Here is a 24,389-nt window from a genome sequence, read left to right as displayed (position 1 = left end):
CCAAATGAAGATAACGGATCTCATGATTGAACGCGCCATGGTTATGGACATGAGAGCGACGACAAAAGAAGCGGCCATTGACGAGCTCATCTCGAGTCTGATGAAAAATGGAAGAATAAATGATCCCAAGTTGTTTAAAGAGATGATCCTGAAGCGGGAAGCGGAGTCAAGCACGGGGATCGGCGACGGCATCGCCATGCCTCATGCGAAGACAAAAGCCGTCAATGAGGCGACGGTCGTTTTCGGACGAAGCAGGAGCGGTGTGGATTACGAAGCCCTGGATGGGAAACCGTCCTATCTGTTTTTTATGATTGCCGCTCCCGAAGGCGCAGCCGACGTCCATCTTCAGACGCTGGCGGCTCTCTCAAGATTGCTCATTGATCAGAAATTTGTCGCACAAGTAAAAGAGGCCGGAACAGCCGGCGAGGTCGTAAAATTATTTAACGATCAGCAGGCGAAAAAAGAAGCTGAAGAGAAGAATGACGAAGCGGGCGGCGACAGAAGCGCGTCGAAGGATTCACAGTTCGTGCTTGCCGTGACAGCCTGTCCAACCGGTATTGCCCATACGTATATGGCTGAAGATGCGCTCAAGAAAAAAGCAAAAGAAATGGGCATTCCGATTCGTGTTGAAACACAAGGCTCAGAAGGTGTTAAACATCGTCTGACGAAGGAAGAGATTAACCGGGCGGCGGGCATCATCGTTGCCGCGGATAAGAAAGTGGACATGGCCCGTTTCGACGGCAAACCTGTGCTTCAGACCCCTGTCAGTGACGGGATCCGCAAGCCGCAAGAACTGATCAATAAAATAATAAACGGGCGGGCGCCCGTCTACCATGCCGAGGGCGGTCCGGCTGAAGACGAGCCGACCGGCGGCTCTGTCTGGAGCAGGATCTACAAGGATCTGATGAACGGTATCTCTCACATGCTGCCCTTCGTTGTCGGCGGCGGTATTCTTCTTGCCATTTCGTTTCTGCTTGAAAATACGCTGGGCAAAACGAATCCGATTTATCTGATGCTTGGCGCGATAGCCGGCGGCGATACGGGTGCCTTCCATTTTCTGATCGCCATTCTGGCAGGCTATATAGCTGTCAGCATCGGCGACCGGCCGGCGTTAATGCCGGGGGTGGTCGGCGGTTTCCTTGCCTCTTCATCCAATGCCGGTTTCCTCGGCGGCCTTGCCGCCGGCTTTCTTGCCGGCTGGGTGATCGTTCTGCTGAAGCGAATGTTTAAGAATCTGCCGCAAACATTGGACGGTCTGAAACCTATCCTGCTCTATCCGGTTTTCGGGTTGCTGATCAGCGGAGCGCTGATGTACTTTATTCTTGATCCGATTTTTAAATGGATCAATAGCGGACTGATCGGGGCGCTGAATAATCTGGGAACGGGGAATGCCGTTATTCTTGGCCTGGTTCTCGGCGGCATGATGGCTGTCGATATGGGCGGCCCGGTCAATAAAGCAGCCTACACATTCGCCATCGGCGTATTCACAAGCGGCGCCTCGAACGGCGGTCTGATGATGGCGGCCGTGATGGCCGGCGGCATGGTTCCGCCGCTTGCGATCGCACTGGCTACAACGCTTTTTAAAAATAAATTCACCGAAGATGAACGTAAGGCAGGCATCACGAACTATGTTTTGGGTGCGTCGTTCATCACGGAAGGCGCCATTCCGTTCGCGGCTTCCGATCCGCTGCGGGTCATCGGTTCGAGTATTATCGGCTCGGCCATTGCCGGCGGTCTGACTCAGTTCTGGCATGTGAATATTCCTGCTCCTCACGGCGGCATTTTCGTGGTTTTCCTTGGTAATCACGGCGTGCTGTTCCTTCTCTCAATTATTATCGGGGCGGTTATTTCCGGACTGATTCTCGGCTTCTGGAAGAAAACGGTTGAGCAGAAAGGCACTTCCGAAAATATGGCGAGGCAGAAACAGATTGTCTGACAATGGATGTATAAAGCCGGTCCGGGAATCCGCCGTGGATTCCCGGACCGGCTTTTATTCAATTTTTCGAAGACAGAATGTTTGATAATCAAAAATTTTATGCTACAATGAAAGCAGTTTAATAAAGGATTTATCCTTCGGGGTCGGGTGAAATTCCCAACCGGCGGTGATGGCCTAGTGCCTTAGCCCGCGACCCGCCTGCCAATGTTTTGGCCGGCGGTGGATTCAGTCAGAAGCTGAAGCCGACAGTAAAGTCTGGATGGGAGAAGGATTGGAGAAGGGCGTTCAAATATGTACTGTTTGAATTGCCTGGATCCTGCGGAACCAATTTGTTTGTTTTTTATTGGGAATGACCAAAGAATAAACTGGCTCTGATGCCGTCAAGCCCCCGGGGAAGTTCATCTCCGGGGGCTTTTTCACATTTAACGGGACATTCATTCGGGGGATGATCTTTTGGAAGAAAAATACATGAAACTGGCAATCGATTTAGCGAAAGCCGCCGCCGGCCAGACCAGCCCGAATCCTGCGGTAGGTGCCGTGGTTGTCAATCATGGGGAAATTGTCGGGATGGGTGCGCATCTGAAGGCAGGAGAAGCCCATGCGGAGGTAAATGCGCTGCGCATGGCCGAAGATCGGGCAAAGGGCGGCACAATCTATGTAACACTTGAGCCCTGCTCCCATTTCGGCAGGACGCCGCCATGTGCCGATTTAATTATTAAAAAACAGTTGAGCAAGGTTGTCATTGCGTCGTCCGATCCGAATCCGCTTGTTGCCGGCCGCGGCATTGAGAAGCTTAGAAATGCAGGTATTGAAGTTGAAACCGGCGTTCTTCGGAAAGAAGCAGATGCGCTGAATCCCGTCTTTTTTCATTATATCCGCCATAGAACGCCCTATGTCACGCTTAAACTTGCGTGCAGTCTGGATGGGAAGACAGCGACATCAGGGAAAGAAAGCAAATGGATCACGTGCCGGGCTTCACGGTCCGACGGCTATGCGCAGCGCCGGATCCATGATGCGATTCTGACCGGAATCGGGACGGTCATGGCGGACGATCCTCATCTGACGGCCCATTCGGCATACAAAGCCAATAATCCGATCCGGGTGATTCTGGACACGCATCTGCATATTCGCGAAGATGCCCGGGTTGTGACGGACGGCGCAGCGCCGACATGGATTTTTACAGGAAAAGCGATCGACGGCGCCAAGGCGCGCCGCCTGCAAAACGAATGGGTGAACGTGATCCGGCTGCCGTCGGACCGTATCGCGATTGAAGATGTTCTGAACTATCTGGGAGAGAAGGAGGTGGCTTCGCTGCTCGTGGAAGGCGGAGCAGCCATACACGGGAGTTTCCTGCAGGCCGGAGCATTTAATCAGGTAATTGCCTATATTGCACCCAAGCTGATTGGCGGCAGGGAAGCACTATCGGCGATCGGCGGTACGGGGATTAAACATCTGACTGATGTTCCGGATTTGTCGATTGAACATGTTGAACGGCTGGACCGGGATCTGAAAGTCACATTAATTTTGAAAGAGGGCGATTCTTAATGTTTACGGGACTGATAGAAGAAGTCGGACATGTTGCGTCGATTGAGAAACGGCCTGACGCCATCCGTCTGTCGATTCAGGCCGATCGGGTGCTTGAAGACGCAGCCATCGGCGACAGTATAGCGGTTAACGGGGCCTGTGTAACAGTTACGGGACGGTTAGAGGATGCTTTTAGCGCGGACATTATGCCGGAGACGATACGCGCGACTACTTTGCATTCGCTGCAGGCCGGCGATTCCGTCAATCTGGAACGCGCTGTAAAAGCGGGAGGAAGACTGGGCGGCCATTTCGTGACCGGCCACATTGACGGGACAGGAAAGATTGTCAGGATTGTACCGAAAGGAAATGCCTATTATCTTGATATTCAGGCGTCTCCGGATATTCTGGCCGGTCTGGTGCAGAAAGGATCGGTTGCCGTTGACGGAACGAGTCTGACCGTTTTTCACGCCGGGCCGCAATTTTTTACCCTATCGCTGATTCCGCACACGTACGCCCATACGGTTTTGGGATCTAAAAAAGTCGGCGATTCCGTCAATATCGAGGGCGATATACTGCAAAAATATGTACAAAATCAGCTGACTGCGGGCAAGTCCGACGATTCCGGTTCCCTGACCTATGACATGCTTAAAGAAAACGGATTTAACACATCACTAAATAAATAACGGTGTTACATATGCCGGAAGGATCATAAGGAGGTTAAAGCATATGCCTGCTACAATAGAAGAAGCCCTTTCTGATTTGAAAGAAGGAAAAATAATCATTGTCTGTGACGATGAGGGGCGTGAAAATGAAGGCGATCTGCTTGCTCTGGCAGATAAAACGACAGCGGAGACCGTCAATTTTATGATTACGCATGCCAAAGGGCTGCTCTGCATGCCGGTCAGCCGGCCGCTTGCCGAATCGCTAGGGTTCAGACCGATGGTGGCAAACAATACCGACCATCATGAAACAGCATTTACGATCAGTGTCGACGATAAAGATACGAAAACGGGCATTAGCGCATTTGAACGCGCACAGACAATCAGAAAGATTGTTTCTGACGATGCCACCGCATCGGATTTTAATCATCCCGGCCATGTCTTTCCGCTGATCGCGAAAGATGGCGGAGTACTGGAACGCGAGGGCCACACAGAGGCGGCCGTGGATCTTGCAAAGCTGGCCGGTGCCAGACCGGCAGGCATCATCTGCGAGGTTGTTCGCGATGACGGCAGAATGGCACGCTTTCCCGAACTTGAGAAGCTGGCCGAAACATTCGGCCTGAAGATCATTACAGTTAAAGATCTGATCGCGTATCGGCAGAATCACGGGGTCAGGAGAGTCGTGACTGCCGATTTGCCGACAGAGTACGGGCATTTTAAAGCCATCGGCTATACCGGCCCGTTCGATGAAAGCGAAACCATTGCGATTGTCAAAGGGGATGTCGGCGGCAGCGATCCGACACTTGTCCGCCTTCATTCAGAGTGCCTGACAGGCGATGTGTTCGGGTCGAAACGGTGCGACTGCGGTCCGCAGCTTCACGCCGCTCTGCGAATGATCGAAAAACGCGGCGCCGGTGTCGTGATCTATTTACGTCAGGAAGGGCGGGGCATCGGGCTGATTAATAAACTGAAAGCCTACAAGCTTCAGGAGGCCGGAGAGGATACGGTAGAAGCCAACGAACATCTCGGGTTTCCCGCGGATCTGAGAAACTACCGCACTGCGGCTGAGATATTATCCGATCTCGGCGTTACCAATGTGCAATTGCTGACAAATAATCCATTAAAAATTTCCGATCTGAAAGAACACGGCATTTCAAACATTGAACGTGTACCTCTGGAGATGCCGATCGGCAAGGAAAACAAACGATACATGGAAACGAAAGCCGAAAAAATGGGCCATCTGCTTCATTTGTGATCGATAAAAAGCGACAGTGTACAGACTGCTGACAGGAGGACTTAAAATGGGAAAAGTATTTGAGGGCAAATTGATTGGTCAAGGGTTGAAAGTGGGTATTGTCGTCAGCCGTTTTAATGAATTTATTACAAACCGGCTTTTGTCCGGGGCAGAGGACGCTCTGCTGCGCCACGGTGTTGACGAGGAGAATATTGACATTGCCTGGGTTCCGGGAGCCTTTGAGATTCCGTTTGCTGCCGGGAAAATGGCTGCGACCGGACAGTATGATACAATATTGGCGCTTGGAGCGGTCATACGCGGTGCAACGTCGCATTATGACTATGTCTGCAATGAAGTGTCCAAGGGCGTTGCAAAGATCGGCCTTGAGACCGGAGTTCCTGTCATGTTCGGCGTTGTCACCACTGAAAATATTGAACAGGCCGTTGAACGGGCCGGAACGAAGGCAGGCAATAAAGGCTGGGATGCCGCCGTCAGCGGCATCGAAATGGCCCGGCTCAACGAGCTGCTTGAAAAAAAGAAAAAATGAAACCATGAACCGGATGGATTATTATAAAATTCTGCGCAGAGTAAACCTGCATAATGAGCCGCCGGATGGCAGCGACGGCGGCCCATTTACGATCAACCGTCAGAAAACCGGGAGCTTCCGGCTGAAGCGGGCGCTCTATCGGTAAGAAATCAAGGAGCCGGCTGACCGGAACGGTTTTATCGGGTTTAAGAGACCGGGTCTTGTCGGCATATACAGGCCGGCAGCGGTACACCATTCGATAATACGAGACAGCAGCCATTGGCGGTCACGGCGATGATAAAGAAGACATCCCGGATAAAAGACTAATTGCGAATATCCGGAAAAATTTGTACGGCAGTGTGAAACAAAATGTGCGAAACGTCCATTTTCGATAAAATAATTTTACAATGCTTTAACGCGGGCTTAATCTGTGACTGGTAAACTATTACTTGAACGAAAGCAAGGCCCCCTGATTTCATCAACTCCACACTTCATTTTTTATTACAGACCTTTTGGGTCTTTTTTTTTCGGCATACAAAAAAAGCTTTCAACCAGTATGAACTGATTCAAAGCTCTTTCAATCTTCAATCCAAGTTAATCAGAGGAAGCGTCTGACGACGTCCTTCATAGGCGGCATCTTTTCCAGTTTATGATTTTCAATCACTGATTTTGATGCAAATCTCGCATAGCCTTTGGCTTCGTCAATCACAATTTTACCGGGCAGCGGTGCGGCATTTGCGTTTACGGCGACATCGAGAATCACGGGAACTTGTGACTCTTTGGCTGCTTCGAATGCCGGCTGCAGGTCCTCATATTTCTCGACTCTGAATCCTTTTCCGCCGCAGGCTTCGGCAAATTTTGCATAATCGATGTCCTGAAGCCCTATTCCATAATTTAACTGCCCCGCCGACTGCTGTTCATACTTAATAAAGGAAAGCTCCTTATTGTTCAGCACAACAACAAGGATCGGCCACTTATATTTGACGGCGGTAACGAAGTCCTGCATAACCATTGAAAAAGCCCCGTCGCCGCAGATCGCGATAGCCTGGCGATTCGGAAAAGCCTGCTTTGCCGCCATCGCTCCCGGAAGCCCGCAGCCCATCGTGCCGAGCCATGCCGAGATAATGAAATCCTGGTTCGTCACATGCAGATAACGTGTAGACCAAACGGTTGCCGTACCGACATCGGCTGAAAAAATCGCATCGTCTTCGGCAATGGACTGGATAGCCTTCATAACAGCCTGCGGAGCAATCGGGGTCGTCGTATTCGCTTTATCCTCATTCATCCATTTCCACCAAACAGCCATTTTTTCCTGGCATGTGTTCAGAAAAGGACGTTCCGGCACCGGTGTCGTGTGTTCGGTCAGATAAGCCAGAGCCTGAGCGGCGTCGCCCACAATACCGACTGTTACCGAATAACGTTTGCCTATATGCACCGGATCGATATCGATCTGGATACATTTGGCACCTTCGGGAAGATAGGCTATATATGGGTAATCGGTACCGACCATAATCAGCAGATCTGAACTTTTCATGGCTTCATAAGCCGGTTTCGTACCTATTTTGCCAATATTTCCAAGAAAATTCGGATGTTCATCCGGAAGTGCGCCCTTGCCGGGGAGGGTCACCGCAACAGGGGCCGAAATCCGTTCGGCGAATGCCCTCAGTTCCTTTTTAGCGCCTTTCGCTCCGACACCCGCAAGAATAACCGGGTTGCTGGCATTATTGATTAGAGCGACGGCGTCGCTCAGGTCATCTTCAATGAGACCCGGAATCTTTTTTTCAAAAACCGTCGACATTTGCGGTGCGTTCTCGGAAATCACACCGAGCGGGATATCATCCGGAATCGACAGAACGGCAACGCCGCGTTCCTGATAAGCCGTGCGAATGGCTTGATTGACAACGGCCGGAAAACTTTCCGCGCTGGTGATTTCTTTATTATAAACGGCAACATCCTTAAACAGTTCAACGGTATTGACTTCCTGAAAATAATCGGTTCCCGTCAGTCTGGACGGAATGTGCCCGACAAGCACAAGCATAGGAACATGATCCATTTTCGCATCGTACATGCCGTTTAACAGGTGGATGGCGCCCGGTCCGCCGATAGCCAGGCAAACACCGATTTTTCCGGTTAATTTTGCGTAGGCTGCGGCGGCCAGTGAGGCTACCTCTTCATGACGGACCTGATAAAATTTAATTTTACTTTCTTTTTTTCTAAGCGCTTCGACCATTGTGTCGATTGAATCGCCGGGGATCCCGTAAATGTGATCAATCCCCCAGTTTTCAAACAGTTTGACAACTGCTTCACTTGCCTTGATCTTTCCCATATTAAATTCCTCCTCCAGAAGGTTTATAGCTAGCCTGAAACATAGGTTCACCATCGTTCCGGGCTTTTTTTTTATATATATTTGACAATCCAGTGAACCTTATGAGTCTATTCTATGACTTTTTATTTAAAAAAGAAATGCTTTTGCTCAATCGCGTCGTTTTTTATCAAAATTAATTTACAAAGAAGAATCGTATTTTTGCCTGAAACACAGGGGATCCGTTTCCGCTGTCGCATGAATCTGCCTGTCCCGTTATAATAGAGGATATATCATTTAATTGTTCTGGAAAAAAGGAGAAAATTCATGAGTTTTGTATCGATTATTGCTACCGATAAAATGGCGTCTTCCGTGAGCGACGGCCGCCTGGTCAATTTAAATGAAAATGGACAACCGGCGATGATTCCCGGCGAAAAGCCCGGCATAATCCGCCTTTCCGGTCGACAGATCCTCGCCTGTACGGGGAGTGCGGCGGCGCTGAAAAGCCTTAGGAAAGTTTTTCCTTATCAGGATCGTGCCTGGTCGTTCAATGAATCACAGATCCATGTACTCGAACGGTTTGTAAGGGCGGTGCCGTATGAAAAACAGGATGTGCTGGTCGCATTGGTGGATGCGGGAGGACCGATGACTTGCCGTATGTTCTCCAATGAACCGGGTGAAAAATGGCATGTGCTTCGGCCGGAGAAGGAGCGTCTGGCTACGATGTTCCTGGCCGGACGCGAAATCGATAAGACAAAAATGAGACGGATTTCAGAAGAATTCGGCCGTTTGCTTCATATGTACGGGGAAGACAGTCCGGAGCATATTTTTGCCGCACAACGAGAACTCAATCATTTTGTTTCTGAAATGGATCCTCTCGTCGGGCGACGGATTTTTCATCAGACCGTCACGAAAATATAAAAAAGGCAGGTTGAAAAAGAACAACCTTTTATACGCCATGCCGTCAGTACAACATGCAGTAGCTTTAGAAGCGCCCGGACCTGAAAATTGCGAGCAGGACGAGAAGAAACATCAGAGCGACAATCATGACGGCGATGTCAAGAAGCGGAATGTTTGTAAACAAAGGGTGGGCGCCGAACGTTTCTCCGATAATCATTGCGCCGAGGATAATGCTGAATGCCAGAAGCATGATACTGAAGGAAATGCGATTGGCCACGCGGTCAAGCCTGGAAAGCAGAAGATCCAGGTGGGGCAGTTCCATTTCGACATGCGTTTTTCCTTTGTACAAATGTGTCAATGTTTTCTTTAAAAGAGAGGGGATCTGTGCACTGTTTTCCAGTGCTTCATAAACGCTTTTTAAAGTTTTCTTTGCCACCCGCTCAGGATTGTAGCGGTTCAGCAAAAGCTTCTGCCCATAAGGTTCCGCAAGTTCCAGTATGCTGATTTGATTATCAAGGCGCGTAATAAGGCCTTCAAGGGTGATCAGTGCTTTGCCGAGAAGTGTATAGTCCTTCGGAATGCTGATATGATGTTTTTTGGTGGTTTCGAAAATATCCTGAATGACCTTTCCAATATGGATTTCTTTGAATGGAAGCTCATAGTATTTGTCGCGCATTAACTCAAGGTCGGCCTTAAAAAGTCTTTCATCCAGGTCTTCAGGCATTGAGGACATCAGGAAGATCGTGCGGAACAGCAGATCTATGTCTCCCCTCATCAGCCCGATAATCAGGCTGGCAAAATTATGTTTCATTTCTTCATTTAATGTGCCGACCTGTCCGAAATCGATATAGCCGATCTTATTCCCCGGAAAGAAAAAAAGGTTGCCGGGATGAGGATCACCATGAAAAACGCCGACAACCAGCGCCTGATCGAGAAATGAGCGCACCAGTCGTTCTGAAATGATTTTTTTATCGATGCCTTCAGGGACTGAAGCAATCAGGTCGGCATATTTTGCACCGTTGATATACTCAAGGGTGAGCAGCTTGTTAGTTGAATAGTCCCAATACACTTTCGGGATGATAATGTTTTCATTGGAAGCGAAATAATTATAGAGCTTTTCAGTATTTCTGCCTTCTCTGAAATAATCCATTTCATTGCGGATGGCAAGGGAAAATTCTTCGACAATATCGCTTATCTGAAATTTTTTTGCCCAGGAATAGCGTTTTTCCACAAGTGCAGCCAGATCCCAGAGAATCTCTATGTCGGTTGAAACCACGGTTTCAATATCGGGACGGCGGACCTTGATCACGACTTCTTCACCCGTCTTCAGAACGGCGCGGTGTGCCTGAGCGATCGATGCCGCCGCCAGGCATTGTTCATCAAAATCAGCAAAGATATCGCCGACCGGCGCACCCAGTTCCTGCCGGATGACAGACTTAATGACTGCCGGATCGATCGGCGTCACGCTGTCCTGCAATTCGCGCAGCTCGTTAGCGATCTGTTCGGGTATGAGATCCGACCTCAGGCTGAGCAGCTGGCCGAGCTTAATGAAAGTCGGCCCGAGTTCTTCGAGCATCAGGCGGATTTTCCGGCCGACCGGTTTTGAATCATTAGTTCCGGAAAAATCGGACACGATCTGTTTCGGGAGCGAGAGCAGATGAAACAGTCCGACATCTTTAACAATATACCCGAATCCGTATTTGACAAGGACGGTTACGATTTCTCGATAACGTTTGATATGGCGTATGCGTTTTCCAAACATTCATTTCACCTGACCGACAACCCGTTATTTTTCCGTGCTCTGTTCATCCGTTCCGTTTTGATCCTTCGATAATCCGGCTTCCAGCGCTTCAACTCTTTCGGCCAGCTTGTTGTACTCCTCAGAGGTAACGAATCCCAAATCGATCAGAGTGTCCTTAATGTCCTGACGGATGTCATTCTGCCATTGTTCTTTTTTAGATTTTCCTTTATCATTCAGAGCGTCGAGAAAAGATTTTGCTTCTTCCGCTGCCGCGCCGCCGCTTTTTGACAGATCATTGAAAAATTTATCTGCTTTTTCCTTACTTGCAACTGTTGCGCCGAGACCGATAAAGAAACCCTTTTTGATCCAATCATTCATGCTGATCCCTCCATTTCTCTTTTCTCTATTTTACCCGACTTTGCAGACTCTGTACATTCATTGGCCGAGGGACAAAAGCGCAGGGACAGCGGACGAAAAAATATATGTATCGTTTTGAAACAAGGGAGGGCTACACGGTGGTACATGTTATTTACCTGGCAATTATTCTAATCCTGATCGGGATCATTTATTTTTTATTCCAGAAGCAGCAAAAAATAAAAAGTCGGGCCGAGGAACAGATCGAGAAAAGCCAAAATGAGACTTCGGCGACGATCAGTGAGACGGAAAACCGGATTAAAGAGGAGTCGGAAACTAAGATTAAGCATATTATGACCGAAAATAGCGCCACGATTGCCGGTATTGAGGAATCTTACGAAAAAAAACTGGGACGCTATGAAGAATTAATTGCTTATTTACGGGGAACACAGAGATCCGAAAAGACATTTGCCGTTTATCAGAATCTAACGGCAATCAGGAAAATTCTTGTCCAATCCAAACGGATTTCGGCCCGGCAAATGGCGTTTGCAGGAAATATCATCGTTCCGGTCCGAGCCGGCGGGAGTGATTTTTCCAGAGCGGATATCATTCTGCTGCTGCCGACAGGGCTGTATTTACTTGATACAAGAAAGTACAAAGGAAAAGTATTCCATGGGATAAGCCCGGAACATGCCCAGGGTTTTGAACGGCTGATCAAGGAAAACATTCCGAGCCTTGCAAATGGTTCTGAAGAAACGCTGGTTATGTCCGGAGACAGGAAACAGAGAGACGGCAATCTGGACTTTCTGAGAATAACGATTGACTGTTATTCCGATCTGGCTGCACCGATCATGCAGGCTGTCCCGGAATTCCGGGCCTATCTTGGCAATCGTCAGGTGAATGCAGAGCGTATCGTTCCCGTCCTCTACTTTATGGACGATTCGGCCGATCACGCAAAAGCAGAGAATTTTTCCGAAAAAGAGTGGCCTTTGATCTGTCTGAACCAGAACGATCTTTATCAGATGATCAGTCAGGAATTAGATCGGGAAGAGTGGATCTTTACGGCAGAAAAACTATTGAAAATCAAGCGGCTCTTCTCTGAATTCAAAGAATGAAAGGCGACCGAAACAAAAATATTTTAAGCCGGAGCAGCCATCAGCATCCATGATGTCCGCCCCGGCTTTTTGCATATTCCGGAGAAAGGAAAAGCGCACGTATCGCTTGCCGCGGCAATCAGTTTATTGTACGGAATACGCCGATTACCTTTCCGAGTATTATACAGTTGTCTAACAGTATGGGTGCCATGGCCGGATTTTCGGGCTGAAGGCGGATGTGGTCTTTTTCTTTGAAAAATCTTTTGACAGTCGCTTCATTTTCATCGGTCATTGCCACGACAATTTCGCCGTTTTCTGCGGTTCTCTGCTGGCGGACAATCACTTTGTCGCCGTCCAGAATACCGGCGTTGATCATGCTTTCTCCCGATACATTGAGTATAAAGACATTTTCCTCGTCAACCATAGATCTGGGTACGGGAAAGTACTCCTCGATATTCTCCACAGCGCTGATCGGCTGACCGGCCGTTACCTTGCCGATCACCGGCACAGCAACCGCTTTTTCACTGAATATATCGCCATCATGATCGAGAATTTCAATGGCACGCGGTTTCGTCGGATCGCGCCGAATCAATCCTTTTTTTTCAAGCCGTTCCAGATGACCGTGAACGGTTGAACTTGAAGCCAATCCGACCGCATCGCAGATTTCACGAACCGACGGAGGATAGCCCTTGGTCGCCACTTCATGCTTAATATAATCGAGTATTGATTGCTGTCGACTTGAGAGTTTCATCTGCCTGCTCCTTTTTCTTCTTCTTAAGCCCATTATATCATGCCATTTTTTGCAATGCAAACATCCGTTCGAATCATTGACGCAAACGGATGTTCGCTATATAATCATTGGTAGCGAACAAACATTCTCGGGAATACATATTCTCAATCATTTATTGGAGGGGCTGCAGATGAATGAGCACTTGAATCGTAAGCTGAAAGGTACATCTTTCGTTATTTTATTTATTGTTCTGACTATCGTCCTTTTTTTTACGCTGACAAATCGTGTGGCCGCAGACGGCAATGATTATAAGACAATAGCTGTCGAAAAAGGGGATACGCTTTGGTCTCTGGCTCAACGTTATCACAGCAGCAATTCCGGACTTTCAGAGGAAGCCTTTGTCAATTGGATTGAAAGGGAGAACGGAATTGACCGCAATTTTATCCAGCCGGACCAGAAATTAATCATACCTGTCCGGAAATAATCCGGGTGTTTCTGCGGACGGTTTAGCGTTCTCCGCCGCGCCTTGCCGTTTCGCACCGGTTTTATTAAATTTACGAAGATGCTGTCTTATCGCTTGCAAGATACATTATTTGTGCTATACTGTTATATAACAAGAGGAAATATTAATCATTGTAATGATACAACAACGAGAGATATTCTTCTTAATTTTGTTTAATCGCGAGCTTTCGCATGCCGATCCAAAGCTGTGAAATCCCGATTAAAATATGTTTGTTTCCCTTCGGCGATTTAACCTTGCCTTTTCGCTGACGGGTTAATTTTCATCCTCCTTCAGAAGAAAGCTTCTATTCACTGAATAAAGGAAAAGAGCTTTCTTTTTTTTTGCTTCCATTCATTGATATCCGGCAGAATGCCGATTCCAATTCGCGTTTTCAGGCAGTAAGGCAGCAACAACGGCTAAAATTGACGGTATCATGTTCCGATATAATTTTTATAGTGCGGATTAAAACCGCATCAACTACTTTGATGATGTCTGATCGTTTTTTTCCTCAGGACAGAGGCAGACATACTGCATGAGGAGGAGGGCGAATGCGCAGTTACCACATTTACCTGATTAAAGACAATATCGCAAAACATTATTTCGGTCAGGAAGAAAAGCTGTTTCAATTATTTAAGGATTTCCGTTCTGCACGGGATAAGCATATGAAGGAAGTGTTGTACAGACAGATTCGTTTTGTTTCTCATCAACTGGATGCCGGCAAGTTCAAAACGCTGCTGCAAACGGCTTGCAAACTCATGACGGACTATACATATGAAGATCCGATTCATTATTTGAAAAGCAAAAGACCGTTTAGCGAGGCCACACTGGAACTTCAGGGCCGGGAACTGAAAATGACGTCGCAAGGAACCTCAGACATGGAAGTGACTTTTTTTGAAATTTTGCGGAAGCTGGACGGACATTTTTTGGCGGTGAATTTCCAAGCGAGACAATGCGCCTGGCTCAATCCTATAAAAAATGCAGATTTCCTCCAAAGTAAGGTTGACCTGATTTCACGCGATAGTGTACACTGAGGTATGGATATTTGACACAAGGAGGAAACAGGGCACATGCTGTGGCTATACATACTAGTGGGCGCTGTCTGCCTGGCCGCCGGATTGGTTCTCGGCTTTTTCATTGCCCGGAGATACATGCTGAGCTATTTGAAGAAGAATCCGCCGATCAACGAACAGATGCTTCGCGTGATGATGACCCAAATGGGCCAGCATCCGTCGCAAAAGAAAATCAATCAGATGATGAAAGCGATCAATAACCAAATGAATAATAAATGAGGGGCCGCAACACGCGGCGTCTGTTCATCAACCGGCGGATTTTCCTTTTTAAATAATCCTGTCGTAAAGGCTTTTTTAGGGATAAAAGCCGTTTGTAGCGATCCTTCATCTGATTTTTGATCACGATCATTTCAGCTTTCTGCTTGATTTTTCGGATTGATTTTCCTTAGTCACTTCTCTTCTGTGAAAGATTCACCACAGAGAGGGGTGACTTTTGTTATGGAATTAAATTTGGATGATGTCATGCAGGAATATTTCTACAGCTGTGAAGCCAAAGGGTTTACCGAAAAAACCATGAAAAATAAGACGTTCGAATGTGAACACCTCCTGACCTACCTCACCGAAAAACGGGGCCTTCAAGATCTGACCCAAGTGACCCCGTTCGACCTCAAATCCTACTTTCACTTAAAAAAGCTGAAAGGGAATAAACCCCAGTCCATTTCCGGTCTTTATAAAATCGTCCATGCCTTCTTCTCTTGGACCGTTAAGGAAGAATACCTGAATAAAAACCCAATGGACAAAGTCGAATGTCCCAAGGTCCCCAGAACCACCATTCATACGTTTACAGCGTCCGAAGTAAACAAAATGATTCACGCCTTCCGTTCAGACTCCTTTGTAGAAATGCGTAATCAAGCCATCCTGTGTATGCTGGCGGACACGGGCATGCGATTCAATAGAGATCCGGAGAATCAAACCCAAAGATATTAAACGGATCTCTATCAACGTTCTGGGGAAGGGAAACAAAGGACGGGTTATTTTTATTTCCCCGGCCCTGAAAAGGATCCTCATTAAATATGAACGTATCCGAAAAAGTTATCTGAAACAGATGGTTCCCCATGACGATTTTTATTTTTTGAATTATATGGGACACAAACTGACACATACCGGCCTGTATAACATCATTCGAGAGGCCGGAAAGCGGGCACATATTACAGGAAAACGGGTTTCGCCCCATACGTTTCGGCACTTCTTTGCCGTACAGTCACTTGCTTCCGGTAAAATTGATGTCTATTCACTCAGCCGTTTACTGGGGCATTCATCGCTAAACATCACGGAACGCTATTTGCGCTCGCTGCAGGATAGCCAGATTCTGGACAAAGCCGTAGCCAGCAGCCCGCTGATGAATTTAAAAAGAAAGGACTGACGTTTTTATGTCAAAAAAATTGAAACACGTTGAAAAATATGTTGAATCCGGAGAACAGATTAAATTCTTGCTACGCGGCGTCTTCAAAGAATGGCTGATTGTGACGGACAAAAAGGTTTACATCATTAAAAAGGGATTCTGGACAGGAAATATTTTTCAGACAGGCCTATTCAAAATTCAATTTAACCGACTGGATGCGGTTAATGCAACCACCGAAAGGGCGTCGGCAGCGCCGACATCCATAGAGGGTTCGTATGATTCGCACGTCCTTACAAGGATGTTTTCTGAAATTTACATTGTAGTTATAAGTTTTATAATGCAAATTCCATAAACAACAGCAGGGGTATAAACCTTGGTTGTAGTAATACAAATACCCCCGTTCTGAGGGGAACTGACGGAAAATTGTATAGAACCATTGTTTACTCAGCAAAGGGAATTTATGAGATCTGTCGGTGGAGTAAGCAGCTAGGAATAACAATGGGTACCCACATTTATAATTCGGGTCCTATTTATTAGCTGCTGGAACTGACGCTAAATCCTGTTTTATTTGATTCACCATGTCATTAGCGATTGTATTCCAACTATAGGTTTGAATGATCTGCGCTTTGTCACGCTCAATATTTGCTTTATATTTGCTGCTATTTAATGTTTCAGTGAGTGCTGCAGCAATTTCATCACTTGTCCCCTCTTTTACGAGAATCCCATAATCTTTTATGATTTCAGGCATGGAATATTTATTTAAGCCAATACATGGAATTCCTCTAACTAAAGCTTCCGGAAAAACAATTCCATAAGCTTCAAAGTAAGAAGGCATACAAAAAACATCGGCTAGCTGATAGTAGTGACTTAACGTTATATGATCGGAATCACCCAGGAAGATTACGTCTTCTGGTACGGACTTTTCATAGGGCCATTTTGACGGACCGGCTATGATTAATCGCAAATGCCGATCCTTGCTGATTTTATGAAATGCCTCAATAACATTTCTTCCATTTTTCCGATCAAAATCACGGCCAATAAATAAAATGTACCGATAGTCATCCTTTTTTAACTCTTCGGGTCTTAACCGCACATTTATGCCGGCATGAACCGTATGCGTTTTTCCAGCAGCACAGGAATAGTTTTTATCGATCGTTTGTTTAAGCCAGTCGCTCATGGTAAAAATACCTTTAGAATTCCTGTATACTTTTTCCTGCCATTTATTCCTTTTCACCAGGTCATCATAGGAATACTGACCAAAGTTTGAAAATCTCGAATAAATAGGCTTGTCCTGGTCGTACAAATTCATTAAGCTTGCTATACACAAGTCCTGGTATGTATAGTAATTCTTGTTTTTAGCAATGCCAATATCCCCGATTTCAATCACAGCGTCACAATCAACATCCTTCAGCTGCTGATTCATCTTGCTTTGAAGTAGCCCCAAACGGAAAACATTAAAATTCTGCTTGTCTTTATACAGTGAATTAAGAAGTTTGTTCTCAATTCGATTCAATTTAAGACTGATATTGACAACGTTTATATTTTCAATAGAATCCAGCGACTGGAACAACGAATAAGGAGTACCAGACCATGTTCTCGCCCGGTCCGGACCCCATTCACAAACAAATGCAATATTAATCATGTCTCTTTTAGCCTCTGTCTTTCTTTTTCTAATCTATCTCTATATATAAATAATGCTGGTTTATGTAGGTATTATACATCAAAAAAAATAAATAATCTTAGAATATAATTTATAATAAATATTATATAAAAAATGGACAATAAATATATAAATTCTGTCATGAAAGTATATAAAAACGGTCAAACATACTATAGTGACAACGATTTCAAATAATGGTATAATTTACAAATTCTTAATGCTAATCTATAATGGCATTTGTAGTTGATACATGGTGTTTATAAATGATAAATGAAGGAGAGCATTAGTTAAAAAAATGATTCGGATTTTCAGCACAGAAACAAGTCGCTGCCTTCTCTGTATATATAAGCTCAAAAAAAGGGAGGCAATAGAGAATCAAAAGCGTTAAAAAAAATAGAAAAAAATGCTGAAAATCTAGAAAAACATCGATATTTTATTATTTTTATGCTCCCGCCTTATTTTCTATTTCCGGGGAACGTGCTGCCGGGAGGTAACTTTTGAGTTTTTTCTGTTTTCTAAGCGTTTTTTTATCTATAATTTAGGGGAAGGATCAAATATGGAATCTGCATTTAAAAAGTTGATTAGCCAGCTAGTTGGGAAGTGACTCAAATCTCTAGTTTCATGCTTTTGTTTTTAGTTTACTTTGCTAATTATCTTATTTTATCTTTGATTATTACGGTGTCATTTTATATTTTTAATGAAAAATACCGGAAAAAGTTTCGGGAGATGTCTAGCCAACAGTTTCATGCTATCGTTATTTATGATCTGTTGTGCGGTCTTTTTATCTCTTCATTCATTGCCGGATTAGTCTATCTTTTTTAAAATTTATGGGTGATGTGGATTGCTGGAACGAAACAAAATTTATAATATAGATTGTTTGATAGATATGCCGATGATGGTTTTTCTGAGCAGCGTAGCTGCTTCTTATATTATTTCTTATTTCGTCACAGGGAATACGCTTCTGCTTTACGGGTTATTTCAGTTTAGATTTTTAATAGAGTTTCATCGCTCATTTTAAAGCTTTTTCCTATTATCCGTCGGCAATGACTTCACACCACCGAGAAGGCCGCTAACTGATTCCAAACTGCAGTCTGAAGAAATTCTTTTAACTATGTCATATTGATCATCGTAACGAGATGAACGGCAGAAAATTGAAGCCATATAGCATAAATCTATCGAATGTCGTATAAAGTTTAATAGCCGTATTTTTAAGAGCCGGCAGTCATGAATAGCATTTGAGGGAGTGATCATGTGGTCGTTAATGTTTCAGCGTGGAGAAGGCTGACAAAAAGACAGAGGTATCTTATGATTGTCGGACTGTACACCTTGCAGCACGGGGATATGAAAAGAAGGCAGGATCGACGGCCTTTTAAGTGATTCATTTTATAGACATACTACAGAATCAATGGTATGGTTTTTCTATTCAGTGATTGCCTGTCTGCCGTGCTGATGGTTCAGCGGTGTTTGTCGTTTAAAAGGATACATTATATAATAGATGAAAACAGTGAATGGCTGGGTGAAACAGTTTCCCCCTATTTTAATTATATAGGGGGGATTTCATTGTCCGGCTGTTTTTTCTGAAGCAGATGAAACGGATCGTTTTTAGCGGAAGGCTGAAAAATAGATGGGAGCGATAATTGTGCTTAAGATTGGGATTATCGGGATTGGATCGATTGCGAAGAAGGCCTATCTTCCGATTTATGCCGGGCTGAGCGGTGTGGAATGCCATTTTTGTACGAGAAATCGAGAGACGCTGGAACAGATCCGGGCCGGTTACCGTTGGGACCATTTTTATCAAAATCCTGATCAATTAATTGAAAGCGGTGTCGAAGCTGTTTTTATCCATGCTGCGACCCCGGCGCATCCGATGATTATTGAGAAAATGCTGAACCATGGTATTTCCGTCTATACGGACAAACCGATCGCCGAAGATTACGAGACGGCCAAAAAACTGACGGAGATGGCTGAAAATAAAAAAGTGCTCCTGATGACCGGGTTCAATCGCCGTTTTGCACCTTATAATCTTGAAGCATCGGCAATCCCCGAGAAATCGATGATTGTGTATCAAAAGAATCGGGTCAATGATCCGAAAGATATCCGGGCGTTCATTTTCGATGATTTCATTCATGTGGTCGATACGGTCCGGTTTCTTCTGGGGAGACCCATTGATACGATGACGGTTCATGCAATTAAAGACCGGGAGGGGCTCTATACGGAACTTTCCGTTGTTTTTCATGCCGGCCGTCAACTGGCAGTAGCGATCATGAGCAGAAGAAGCGGCGCCAACCAGGAAATCCTTCAAGTGATGTCGCCACAGGGCGAATACGTTGTTCGCGATCTGTCTTCTATCGAAAGGATTCAGGGAGCGGACACGACGATCAAGCATTTTGGCGACTGGACGCCTATGCTTTATAAACGCGGCTTTGAACAAATTGTCGATGCTTTTCTGAAAGCGGTAGCTGAGGGCAGGGAAGAACCCATAGCCAAAGCAGACGCGCTTGAGACGCATCGCATCTGTGAAAAAATCATTCAGATAATTAACGGAAGCAATGAAGCATCGAAATGAACGGCAGACGGGCGAAACATTTTTCTTCACAGGCCGGGTTCGGTATAATGGGATTATAAAATCTCTGAAGCCGGAAGGTGAGTCAAATAGCTGCAGGCATCGGATTATTAATAGGCATTCTGATGGCAGGTTCCGTGATTGTGATCCGGCTGAAAGCATCCAAGAAACCGACGAATGCCAAAAAGATATTGCTTCCTCCGCTTTTTATGTCGACGGGATTTCTGATGTTTGCTGAACAGAGCACATGGATTTCCTACTGGGAGGCGATCATCGCCTTTCTGATCGGAACTTTCTTTTCATTGTTTCTTATTAAAACGTCAAAATTTGAACGGCACAGCGGTGATGTTTATCTGAAGCGTTCTAAAGCCTTTGCGCTGATTTTAGTCGGGCTGCTGGCGGTTCGAACAGTCATGAAACTTTTTCTTGAACAGAGTGTCAGTCTTCCGCAGACCGCCTCGTTTTTCTTTATTCTTGCTTTCGGTATGATTTTGCCGTGGCGCATAACCATGTACATCATGTATCGAAGGCTGTCGAGGGAACAAGGAATCGAGTCAAATGCGTGAGCAGAAGCCCCCGTTTTTAACGGGGGTTTTACTTTGACAGAAGGGAGTGAGGGCAATGATCAGAATCGGTCTGACAGGATGGGGCGATCATCCAAGCCTGTACGATCCGGAAGCGCAGGCGTCGAGGCTTGAAAGCTACAGCAGCTATTTTCCGATTGTTGAATGCGACAGTTCCTTTTATGCGATTCTACCGGAAAAAAATTATGTAAACTGGATTAAAGAAACACCCGAAAATTTCCAATTTATCATTAAAGCCTATCAAGGATTGACCGGACATTTGCGCGGCAGAACGGCTTTCAAAAATATCGGTGAGATGTTTGATGCTTTTCGAAAATCAATTGATCCGATGCTGCGGTCGGGAAAATGTGCGATGATTTTATTTCAATATCCGCCCTGGTTCAACTGCTCAGGGAAAAACATCGACAAGCTCAGATATACGAAACAGAAAATGAGCGGGATTCCCGTTGCTCTGGAGTTTCGCAACCCAAGCTGGTTTTCAGAGGGGATGAAAGAGAAGACACTGAAGTTCGCTGAAAGAGAAGGATGGATTTACACCGTATGCGACGAACCGCAGACCGAGACCGGCTCCATTCCGATTGTGCCTGCCGCCTGGGGAGACCGGGTTCTTGTCCGCATGCACGGGCGCAATAAGGCGGGATGGCAGAATCACGGCCCGAACCGGCGTAAGCTCCGCTGCCTATACCGCTATAATCGAGCGGAACTCGAGGAATGGAAATCGCGACTTATTAATCTCGAAAAAAAAGCAGATAATGTTTATGTCCTGTTTAACAACGACTCCGGCGGAGACGCTGCGGATAACGGGAGGCAAATGATCCGTTTGCTCGGAGTCAGCTACCCGGGGCTTGCACAGAAACAGCTTGATCTTTTTGAGCCGTAAGAACTATTCGGACTCGGCAGGGTGAAAATATAAATTTTTGTCTAGTTGTCTAGACATTAAGCGGGTATTGGTGATAAAATAAAAGAAAAAGGAGAGCGAAAAAAATGGCGAAAAGAGTTGCTGGCTGTTCCATCTATTCTGAACATGACTGGATCAGAGACGGGAGCCTGGCATTTGATGATGGAAAAATTATTTCCGTCGGCCGGTCGCTGAGTGTCAGTGAAGATGAGACTTTCCATTTTCCGTCGGAATATAAGTGTATTCCTGGAATGATCGATATGCACATTCACGGTGCCAACGGAGCGGACACAATGGACGCGACTCCGGAAGCGTTGCGCACGATCGCTGAGACGCTTCCCAAAGAAGCGACCACCTCATTTTTAGCAACGACGATCACGCAGTCTAAAGAGGCGATTGAAGCGGCGCTGAAAAATGCAGCGGATGTGATCGGCCGTCAAAAAGCGGGGGAAGCAGAAATACTTGGGATTCATTTAGAGGGCCCGTTCATCAGCAGCGAGAAAGCAGGGGCGCAGCCGATCGAGTATATTACAGAACCCGATCTTGCCTGTTTTGACAAGTGGCAGAAATTGACGGGCGGTAAAATCAGGGAAGTCACGCTGGCGCCTGAAGTTAAGGACGGTCTTGCCCTGATCCGCCATCTTGCCGATCAAGGCGTTGTTGCGTCGATCGGGCACAGCAACGGCACCGCTGAGGACGTGCTCAAAGCGATTGATGCGGGGGCAACACAGGTGACGCATGTTTATAACGGCATGAGAGGCATGCATCACCGTGAGCCGGGCATTCTCGGCGGCGCGCTGCTGCATCACGAACTTTACACCGAACTGATTGCCGACGGCCGCCATGTTTGCCAGGGCATGGTCAATCTGGCGTATAAATTGAAAGGCAGCGACCGGATGATTCTGATTACGGATGCGATGCGGGCCAAATGTCTGAAGAACGGCATTTATGATCTGGGCGGGCAGGAAGTGCACGTTAAAGATGGACTCGCTCTCCTTGCTTCGGGAACCATTGCCGGAAGTGTCCTGAAAATGGATCAGGCTTTAAGAAACATGCTGTCCTTTACCGATGCGACCCTTGAAGATATTGTTCAGATGGGGGCAATCAATCCGGCGATTCAGTGCGGTGTATTTGATCGCAAGGGATCGCTTGAACCCGGCAAAGATGCGGATTTTATTATTCTGGATGGAGACAATCAATTAGTGATGACTGTTTGCCGAGGCACAGTATCATATCAAAGAGAAAGGACTGTCGGAATGTGAAAATAGTATCTGCAGCCAATAAAGAAGAAATGAGCCGTAAAGCGGCTCAAATAATCGTTGATCTTATTCATGTAAAACCTTCCGCCATACTCGGACTCGCGACCGGGAGCACTCCGGAAGGAACCTATCGTTTTTTGGCCGATGATCGCCGCAAAAAAGGGACCGATTATCAGAAAGTCCGCACGGTCAATTTGGATGAATACGCAGGGCTGAAGCCGGAAGATCCGAACAGCTATCATGCTTATATGGAAGGCCATTTTTTCAGATATGTGAATATCCCCTCCGATCAGCATTTTCTTCCCAACGGAACAGCTGATTCATTGGATGAGGGATGCAAAGCCTACGACCGCCTGATTGAGCGCATGGGCGGCGTCGACCTTCAGCTGCTCGGCATCGGCAGGAACGGACATATAGGATTTAATGAACCCGGTACGCCGTTCGATGCTGGCACGCATGTCGTCAAATTGACGGAATCGACGCGTCAGGCCAATGCACGTTTCTTCGGCAGTATACAGGAAGTCCCGGAAAAGGCGATAACCATGGGCATCGGCACGATATTGAAAAGCAAGGCCATTCTTCTGCTTGCTTCAGGCCCAAGCAAAGCCGAAGCAATCGCCAAGCTGCTGAGCGCAACGGCACCGGATACGGATTTTCCGGCCTCCGCGCTGCTTCGCCATCCGAATGTCACGGTGATCGCCGATACCGACGCCATGTCTCTCGCAAACACGAAGGCAGGGAGCCTTTAATGTTTGACCGGCGTTCACCGGTCCCGATGTACTATCAGATTGAAAAATACATCGAGGATTTGATCGAAAACAAAAATCTGAAACAGGGAGACCGGATCCCTTCCGAGCATGAATTGACGGAAAAGTTTCAGGTTTCAAGAATGACTGTTCGCCAGGCTGTCATGGATCTGGTCAATGCCGGCATTCTGCTGCGCAGGAAGGGCAAAGGAACCTTCGTATCCGGGCAGCGAAAGATCGAAAAATCGCTGAATGGATTGAACGGTTTTACGGAAGATATGATCAATCGGGGAATGAAACCGGACAGCCGGCTCCTCGATTTTCAAAAAATGCGGCCGCCTGCCGCTGTACGCAAACGACTTTCGCTTGAGGACGAAGAAGAGGTTTATGCCATTAAAAGAACCCGCCTTGCCGACGATCTGCCAATGGCCATTGAAACGACATTTATTCCCGCCGCTCTGGTTCCGAATCTGAGCAGCGGAGCGTCTAATCAGTCTCTGTACGATTACATCGAAAAAAAATACGGGCTGATTCTCGACCATGCGGACCAGTCGCTGGAAGCCGCGCTTGTGACTGCGGAGGAAGCGGCGATCCTCGAAGTTCCCAAAGGGTCTCCGGTGCTGCTGATCGAACGCTGCTCCTATCTGGCAGGAGGGAAAGCCTTGGAATATACACGGTCTCTTTACCGTGCCGACCGTTACAAGTTTATGATCCGCCTGCCGCGGAAATGAAAGCGGATGTAAAGGAAGGTAACGGAAATAGAAG

23 protein-coding genes and 1 riboswitch are annotated in these 24,389 nt (G+C 46.6%); of the genes, 18 read left to right on the top strand and 5 right to left on the bottom strand.

Annotated features, from left to right (window positions below; all coding sequences use genetic code 11):
- Positions 1-4 precede the first annotated feature (4 nt).
- From OYT88_RS13520 to ribH, 5 genes are all read left to right on the top strand, one after another.
- Positions 5-1,936 carry a PTS fructose transporter subunit IIABC gene (locus OYT88_RS13520; protein ID WP_274400754.1) on the top strand — a complete coding sequence of 644 codons (1,932 nt, stop codon included), beginning with the start codon at positions 5-7 and terminating at the stop codon, positions 1,934-1,936.
- Between the two features lie 129 nt (positions 1,937-2,065).
- A riboswitch (FMN riboswitch) is annotated at positions 2,066-2,211 on the top strand.
- A gap of 193 nt (positions 2,212-2,404) precedes the next feature.
- Positions 2,405-3,481 (top strand): bifunctional diaminohydroxyphosphoribosylaminopyrimidine deaminase/5-amino-6-(5-phosphoribosylamino)uracil reductase RibD, encoded by a 1,077-nt coding sequence (ribD, locus tag OYT88_RS13515; protein ID WP_443217516.1) that lies wholly within the window; start codon positions 2,405-2,407, stop codon positions 3,479-3,481.
- A complete protein-coding gene (gene ribE / locus OYT88_RS13510) occupies positions 3,481-4,143 on the top strand; it encodes a riboflavin synthase (RefSeq protein WP_274400752.1) in 663 nt (220 codons plus the stop codon). Before ribD ends, ribE begins: the two co-directional genes overlap by 1 nt.
- A 43-nt stretch (positions 4,144-4,186) precedes the next feature.
- A complete protein-coding gene (locus OYT88_RS13505; protein WP_274400751.1) occupies positions 4,187-5,374 on the top strand; it encodes a bifunctional 3,4-dihydroxy-2-butanone-4-phosphate synthase/GTP cyclohydrolase II in 1,188 nt (395 codons plus the stop codon).
- Between the two features lie 46 nt (positions 5,375-5,420).
- Positions 5,421-5,900 carry a 6,7-dimethyl-8-ribityllumazine synthase gene (gene ribH / locus OYT88_RS13500; protein ID WP_274400750.1) on the top strand — a complete coding sequence of 160 codons (480 nt, stop codon included), beginning with the start codon at positions 5,421-5,423 and terminating at the stop codon, positions 5,898-5,900.
- Between the two features lie 577 nt (positions 5,901-6,477).
- On the opposite strand, the gene OYT88_RS13495 is transcribed toward ribH, so the two are convergent.
- Positions 6,478-8,205, bottom strand: coding sequence for a pyruvate oxidase (locus OYT88_RS13495; RefSeq protein ID WP_274400748.1), 1,728 nt, complete (start codon positions 8,203-8,205; stop codon positions 6,478-6,480).
- A 303-nt stretch (positions 8,206-8,508) separates the two neighbouring features.
- Between OYT88_RS13495 and OYT88_RS13490 the strand changes: the two genes are divergently transcribed.
- Complete coding sequence (locus OYT88_RS13490) at positions 8,509-9,102, top strand: hypothetical protein (protein ID WP_274400746.1); 594 nt, start codon at positions 8,509-8,511, stop codon at positions 9,100-9,102.
- Between the two features lie 64 nt (positions 9,103-9,166).
- Here OYT88_RS13490 and OYT88_RS13485 read toward each other — a convergent pair whose 3' ends face one another.
- Complete coding sequence (locus OYT88_RS13485) at positions 9,167-10,843, bottom strand: ABC1 kinase family protein (RefSeq protein ID WP_274400744.1); 1,677 nt, start codon at positions 10,841-10,843, stop codon at positions 9,167-9,169.
- A gap of 24 nt (positions 10,844-10,867) precedes the next feature.
- Positions 10,868-11,200, bottom strand: a complete 333-nt coding sequence (locus tag OYT88_RS13480; protein WP_274400742.1) for a phasin family protein — start codon at positions 11,198-11,200, stop codon at positions 10,868-10,870.
- Positions 11,201-11,337: 137 nt separating this feature from the next.
- On the opposite strand from OYT88_RS13480, the gene OYT88_RS13475 reads away from it, so the two are divergent.
- A complete protein-coding gene (locus OYT88_RS13475; RefSeq protein WP_274400741.1) occupies positions 11,338-12,291 on the top strand; it encodes a hypothetical protein in 954 nt (317 codons plus the stop codon).
- 118 nt (positions 12,292-12,409) lie between these two features.
- On the opposite strand, the gene lexA is transcribed toward OYT88_RS13475, so the two are convergent.
- Entirely contained in the window at positions 12,410-13,021 is a 612-nt protein-coding gene (gene lexA, locus OYT88_RS13470; protein WP_274400740.1) for a transcriptional repressor LexA, read from the bottom strand.
- A 169-nt stretch (positions 13,022-13,190) separates the two neighbouring features.
- Here lexA and yneA point away from each other — a divergent pair, with 169 nt between their 5' ends.
- The 5 genes from yneA to OYT88_RS13445 all read left to right on the top strand — a co-directional run bounded on the left by yneA (position 13,191) and on the right by OYT88_RS13445 (position 15,935).
- Positions 13,191-13,484 (top strand): cell division suppressor protein YneA, encoded by a 294-nt coding sequence (gene yneA, locus OYT88_RS13465; protein WP_274400738.1) that lies wholly within the window; start codon positions 13,191-13,193, stop codon positions 13,482-13,484.
- A gap of 566 nt (positions 13,485-14,050) precedes the next feature.
- The gene (gene sirA, locus OYT88_RS13460; RefSeq protein WP_274400737.1) at positions 14,051-14,533 is read left to right on the top strand and encodes a sporulation inhibitor of replication protein SirA; all 483 of its coding nucleotides are present in this window, start codon (positions 14,051-14,053) and stop codon (positions 14,531-14,533) included.
- A gap of 36 nt (positions 14,534-14,569) precedes the next feature.
- Positions 14,570-14,791 (top strand): YneF family protein, encoded by a 222-nt coding sequence (locus OYT88_RS13455; RefSeq protein ID WP_443029733.1) that lies wholly within the window; start codon positions 14,570-14,572, stop codon positions 14,789-14,791.
- A 219-nt stretch (positions 14,792-15,010) separates the two neighbouring features.
- Positions 15,011-15,499: a tyrosine-type recombinase/integrase gene (locus OYT88_RS13450; RefSeq protein ID WP_274400735.1), complete on the top strand. Its 489-nt coding sequence runs from the start codon at positions 15,011-15,013 to the stop codon at positions 15,497-15,499.
- Positions 15,420-15,935 carry a tyrosine-type recombinase/integrase gene (locus tag OYT88_RS13445; protein WP_338000555.1) on the top strand — a complete coding sequence of 172 codons (516 nt, stop codon included), beginning with the start codon at positions 15,420-15,422 and terminating at the stop codon, positions 15,933-15,935. Before OYT88_RS13450 ends, OYT88_RS13445 begins: the two co-directional genes overlap by 80 nt.
- Before the next feature lie 505 nt (positions 15,936-16,440).
- Here the strand turns inward: OYT88_RS13445 and OYT88_RS13440 are convergent.
- Positions 16,441-17,556: a glycosyltransferase family 4 protein gene (locus OYT88_RS13440; protein WP_274400733.1), complete on the bottom strand. Its 1,116-nt coding sequence runs from the start codon at positions 17,554-17,556 to the stop codon at positions 16,441-16,443.
- Positions 17,557-19,198: 1,642 nt separating this feature from the next.
- Between OYT88_RS13440 and OYT88_RS13435 the strand changes: the two genes are divergently transcribed.
- From OYT88_RS13435 to OYT88_RS13410, 6 genes are all read left to right on the top strand, one after another.
- On the top strand, positions 19,199-20,140 hold the full coding sequence (locus OYT88_RS13435) for a Gfo/Idh/MocA family protein (RefSeq protein ID WP_274400732.1): 942 nt from the start codon (positions 19,199-19,201) through the stop codon (positions 20,138-20,140).
- Positions 20,141-20,226: 86 nt separating this feature from the next.
- The gene (locus OYT88_RS13430) at positions 20,227-20,703 is read left to right on the top strand and encodes a CcdC family protein (RefSeq protein WP_274400952.1); all 477 of its coding nucleotides are present in this window, start codon (positions 20,227-20,229) and stop codon (positions 20,701-20,703) included.
- A gap of 55 nt (positions 20,704-20,758) precedes the next feature.
- Positions 20,759-21,601 carry a DUF72 domain-containing protein gene (locus OYT88_RS13425; RefSeq protein WP_274400730.1) on the top strand — a complete coding sequence of 281 codons (843 nt, stop codon included), beginning with the start codon at positions 20,759-20,761 and terminating at the stop codon, positions 21,599-21,601.
- Positions 21,602-21,705: 104 nt separating this feature from the next.
- Entirely contained in the window at positions 21,706-22,881 is a 1,176-nt protein-coding gene (gene nagA / locus OYT88_RS13420; protein WP_274400729.1) for an N-acetylglucosamine-6-phosphate deacetylase, read from the top strand.
- Positions 22,878-23,627, top strand: coding sequence for a glucosamine-6-phosphate deaminase (nagB, locus tag OYT88_RS13415; RefSeq protein ID WP_274400727.1), 750 nt, complete (start codon positions 22,878-22,880; stop codon positions 23,625-23,627). The genes nagA and nagB overlap by 4 nt, the downstream gene beginning before the upstream one ends.
- Complete coding sequence (locus tag OYT88_RS13410) at positions 23,627-24,355, top strand: GntR family transcriptional regulator (protein ID WP_274400726.1); 729 nt, start codon at positions 23,627-23,629, stop codon at positions 24,353-24,355. The genes nagB and OYT88_RS13410 overlap by 1 nt, the downstream gene beginning before the upstream one ends.
- Positions 24,356-24,389: the final 34 nt, after the last annotated feature.

The sequence above is a fragment of the Sporolactobacillus sp. CQH2019 genome (genome assembly GCF_028765345.1).
Lineage (GTDB): Bacteria > Bacillota > Bacilli > Bacillales > Sporolactobacillaceae > Sporolactobacillus.
Note: the sequence above shows the minus strand (reverse complement) of the source record. Positions and strands in the feature narration are given on the sequence as shown.

Bases quoted from the DNA above. Each gene is read 5' to 3' on its own strand.
- OYT88_RS13450 (WP_274400735.1), top strand. From the start codon at position 15,011: ATGGAATTAAATTTGGATGATGTCATGCAGGAATATTTCTACAGCTGT.
- OYT88_RS13440 (WP_274400733.1), bottom strand. From the start codon at position 17,556: ATGATTAATATTGCATTTGTTTGTGAATGGGGTCCGGACCGGGCGAGA.
- OYT88_RS13410 (WP_274400726.1), top strand. From the start codon at position 23,627: ATGTTTGACCGGCGTTCACCGGTCCCGATGTACTATCAGATTGAAAAA.
- OYT88_RS13505 (WP_274400751.1), top strand. From the start codon at position 4,187: ATGCCTGCTACAATAGAAGAAGCCCTTTCTGATTTGAAAGAAGGAAAA.
- ribD (WP_443217516.1), top strand. From the start codon at position 2,405: ATGAAACTGGCAATCGATTTAGCGAAAGCCGCCGCCGGCCAGACCAGC.
- OYT88_RS13480 (WP_274400742.1), bottom strand. From the start codon at position 11,200: ATGAATGATTGGATCAAAAAGGGTTTCTTTATCGGTCTCGGCGCAACA.
- ribE (WP_274400752.1), top strand. From the start codon at position 3,481: ATGTTTACGGGACTGATAGAAGAAGTCGGACATGTTGCGTCGATTGAG.
- OYT88_RS13435 (WP_274400732.1), top strand. From the start codon at position 19,199: ATGGGAGCGATAATTGTGCTTAAGATTGGGATTATCGGGATTGGATCG.
- yneA (WP_274400738.1), top strand. From the start codon at position 13,191: ATGAATGAGCACTTGAATCGTAAGCTGAAAGGTACATCTTTCGTTATT.
- OYT88_RS13495 (WP_274400748.1), bottom strand. From the start codon at position 8,205: ATGGGAAAGATCAAGGCAAGTGAAGCAGTTGTCAAACTGTTTGAAAAC.
- OYT88_RS13520 (WP_274400754.1), top strand. From the start codon at position 5: ATGAAGATAACGGATCTCATGATTGAACGCGCCATGGTTATGGACATG.
- OYT88_RS13490 (WP_274400746.1), top strand. From the start codon at position 8,509: ATGAGTTTTGTATCGATTATTGCTACCGATAAAATGGCGTCTTCCGTG.
- OYT88_RS13425 (WP_274400730.1), top strand. From the start codon at position 20,759: ATGATCAGAATCGGTCTGACAGGATGGGGCGATCATCCAAGCCTGTAC.
- OYT88_RS13455 (WP_443029733.1), top strand. From the start codon at position 14,570: ATGCTGTGGCTATACATACTAGTGGGCGCTGTCTGCCTGGCCGCCGGA.
- sirA (WP_274400737.1), top strand. From the start codon at position 14,051: ATGCGCAGTTACCACATTTACCTGATTAAAGACAATATCGCAAAACAT.
- lexA (WP_274400740.1), bottom strand. From the start codon at position 13,021: ATGAAACTCTCAAGTCGACAGCAATCAATACTCGATTATATTAAGCAT.
- nagA (WP_274400729.1), top strand. From the start codon at position 21,706: ATGGCGAAAAGAGTTGCTGGCTGTTCCATCTATTCTGAACATGACTGG.
- ribH (WP_274400750.1), top strand. From the start codon at position 5,421: ATGGGAAAAGTATTTGAGGGCAAATTGATTGGTCAAGGGTTGAAAGTG.
- OYT88_RS13485 (WP_274400744.1), bottom strand. From the start codon at position 10,843: ATGTTTGGAAAACGCATACGCCATATCAAACGTTATCGAGAAATCGTA.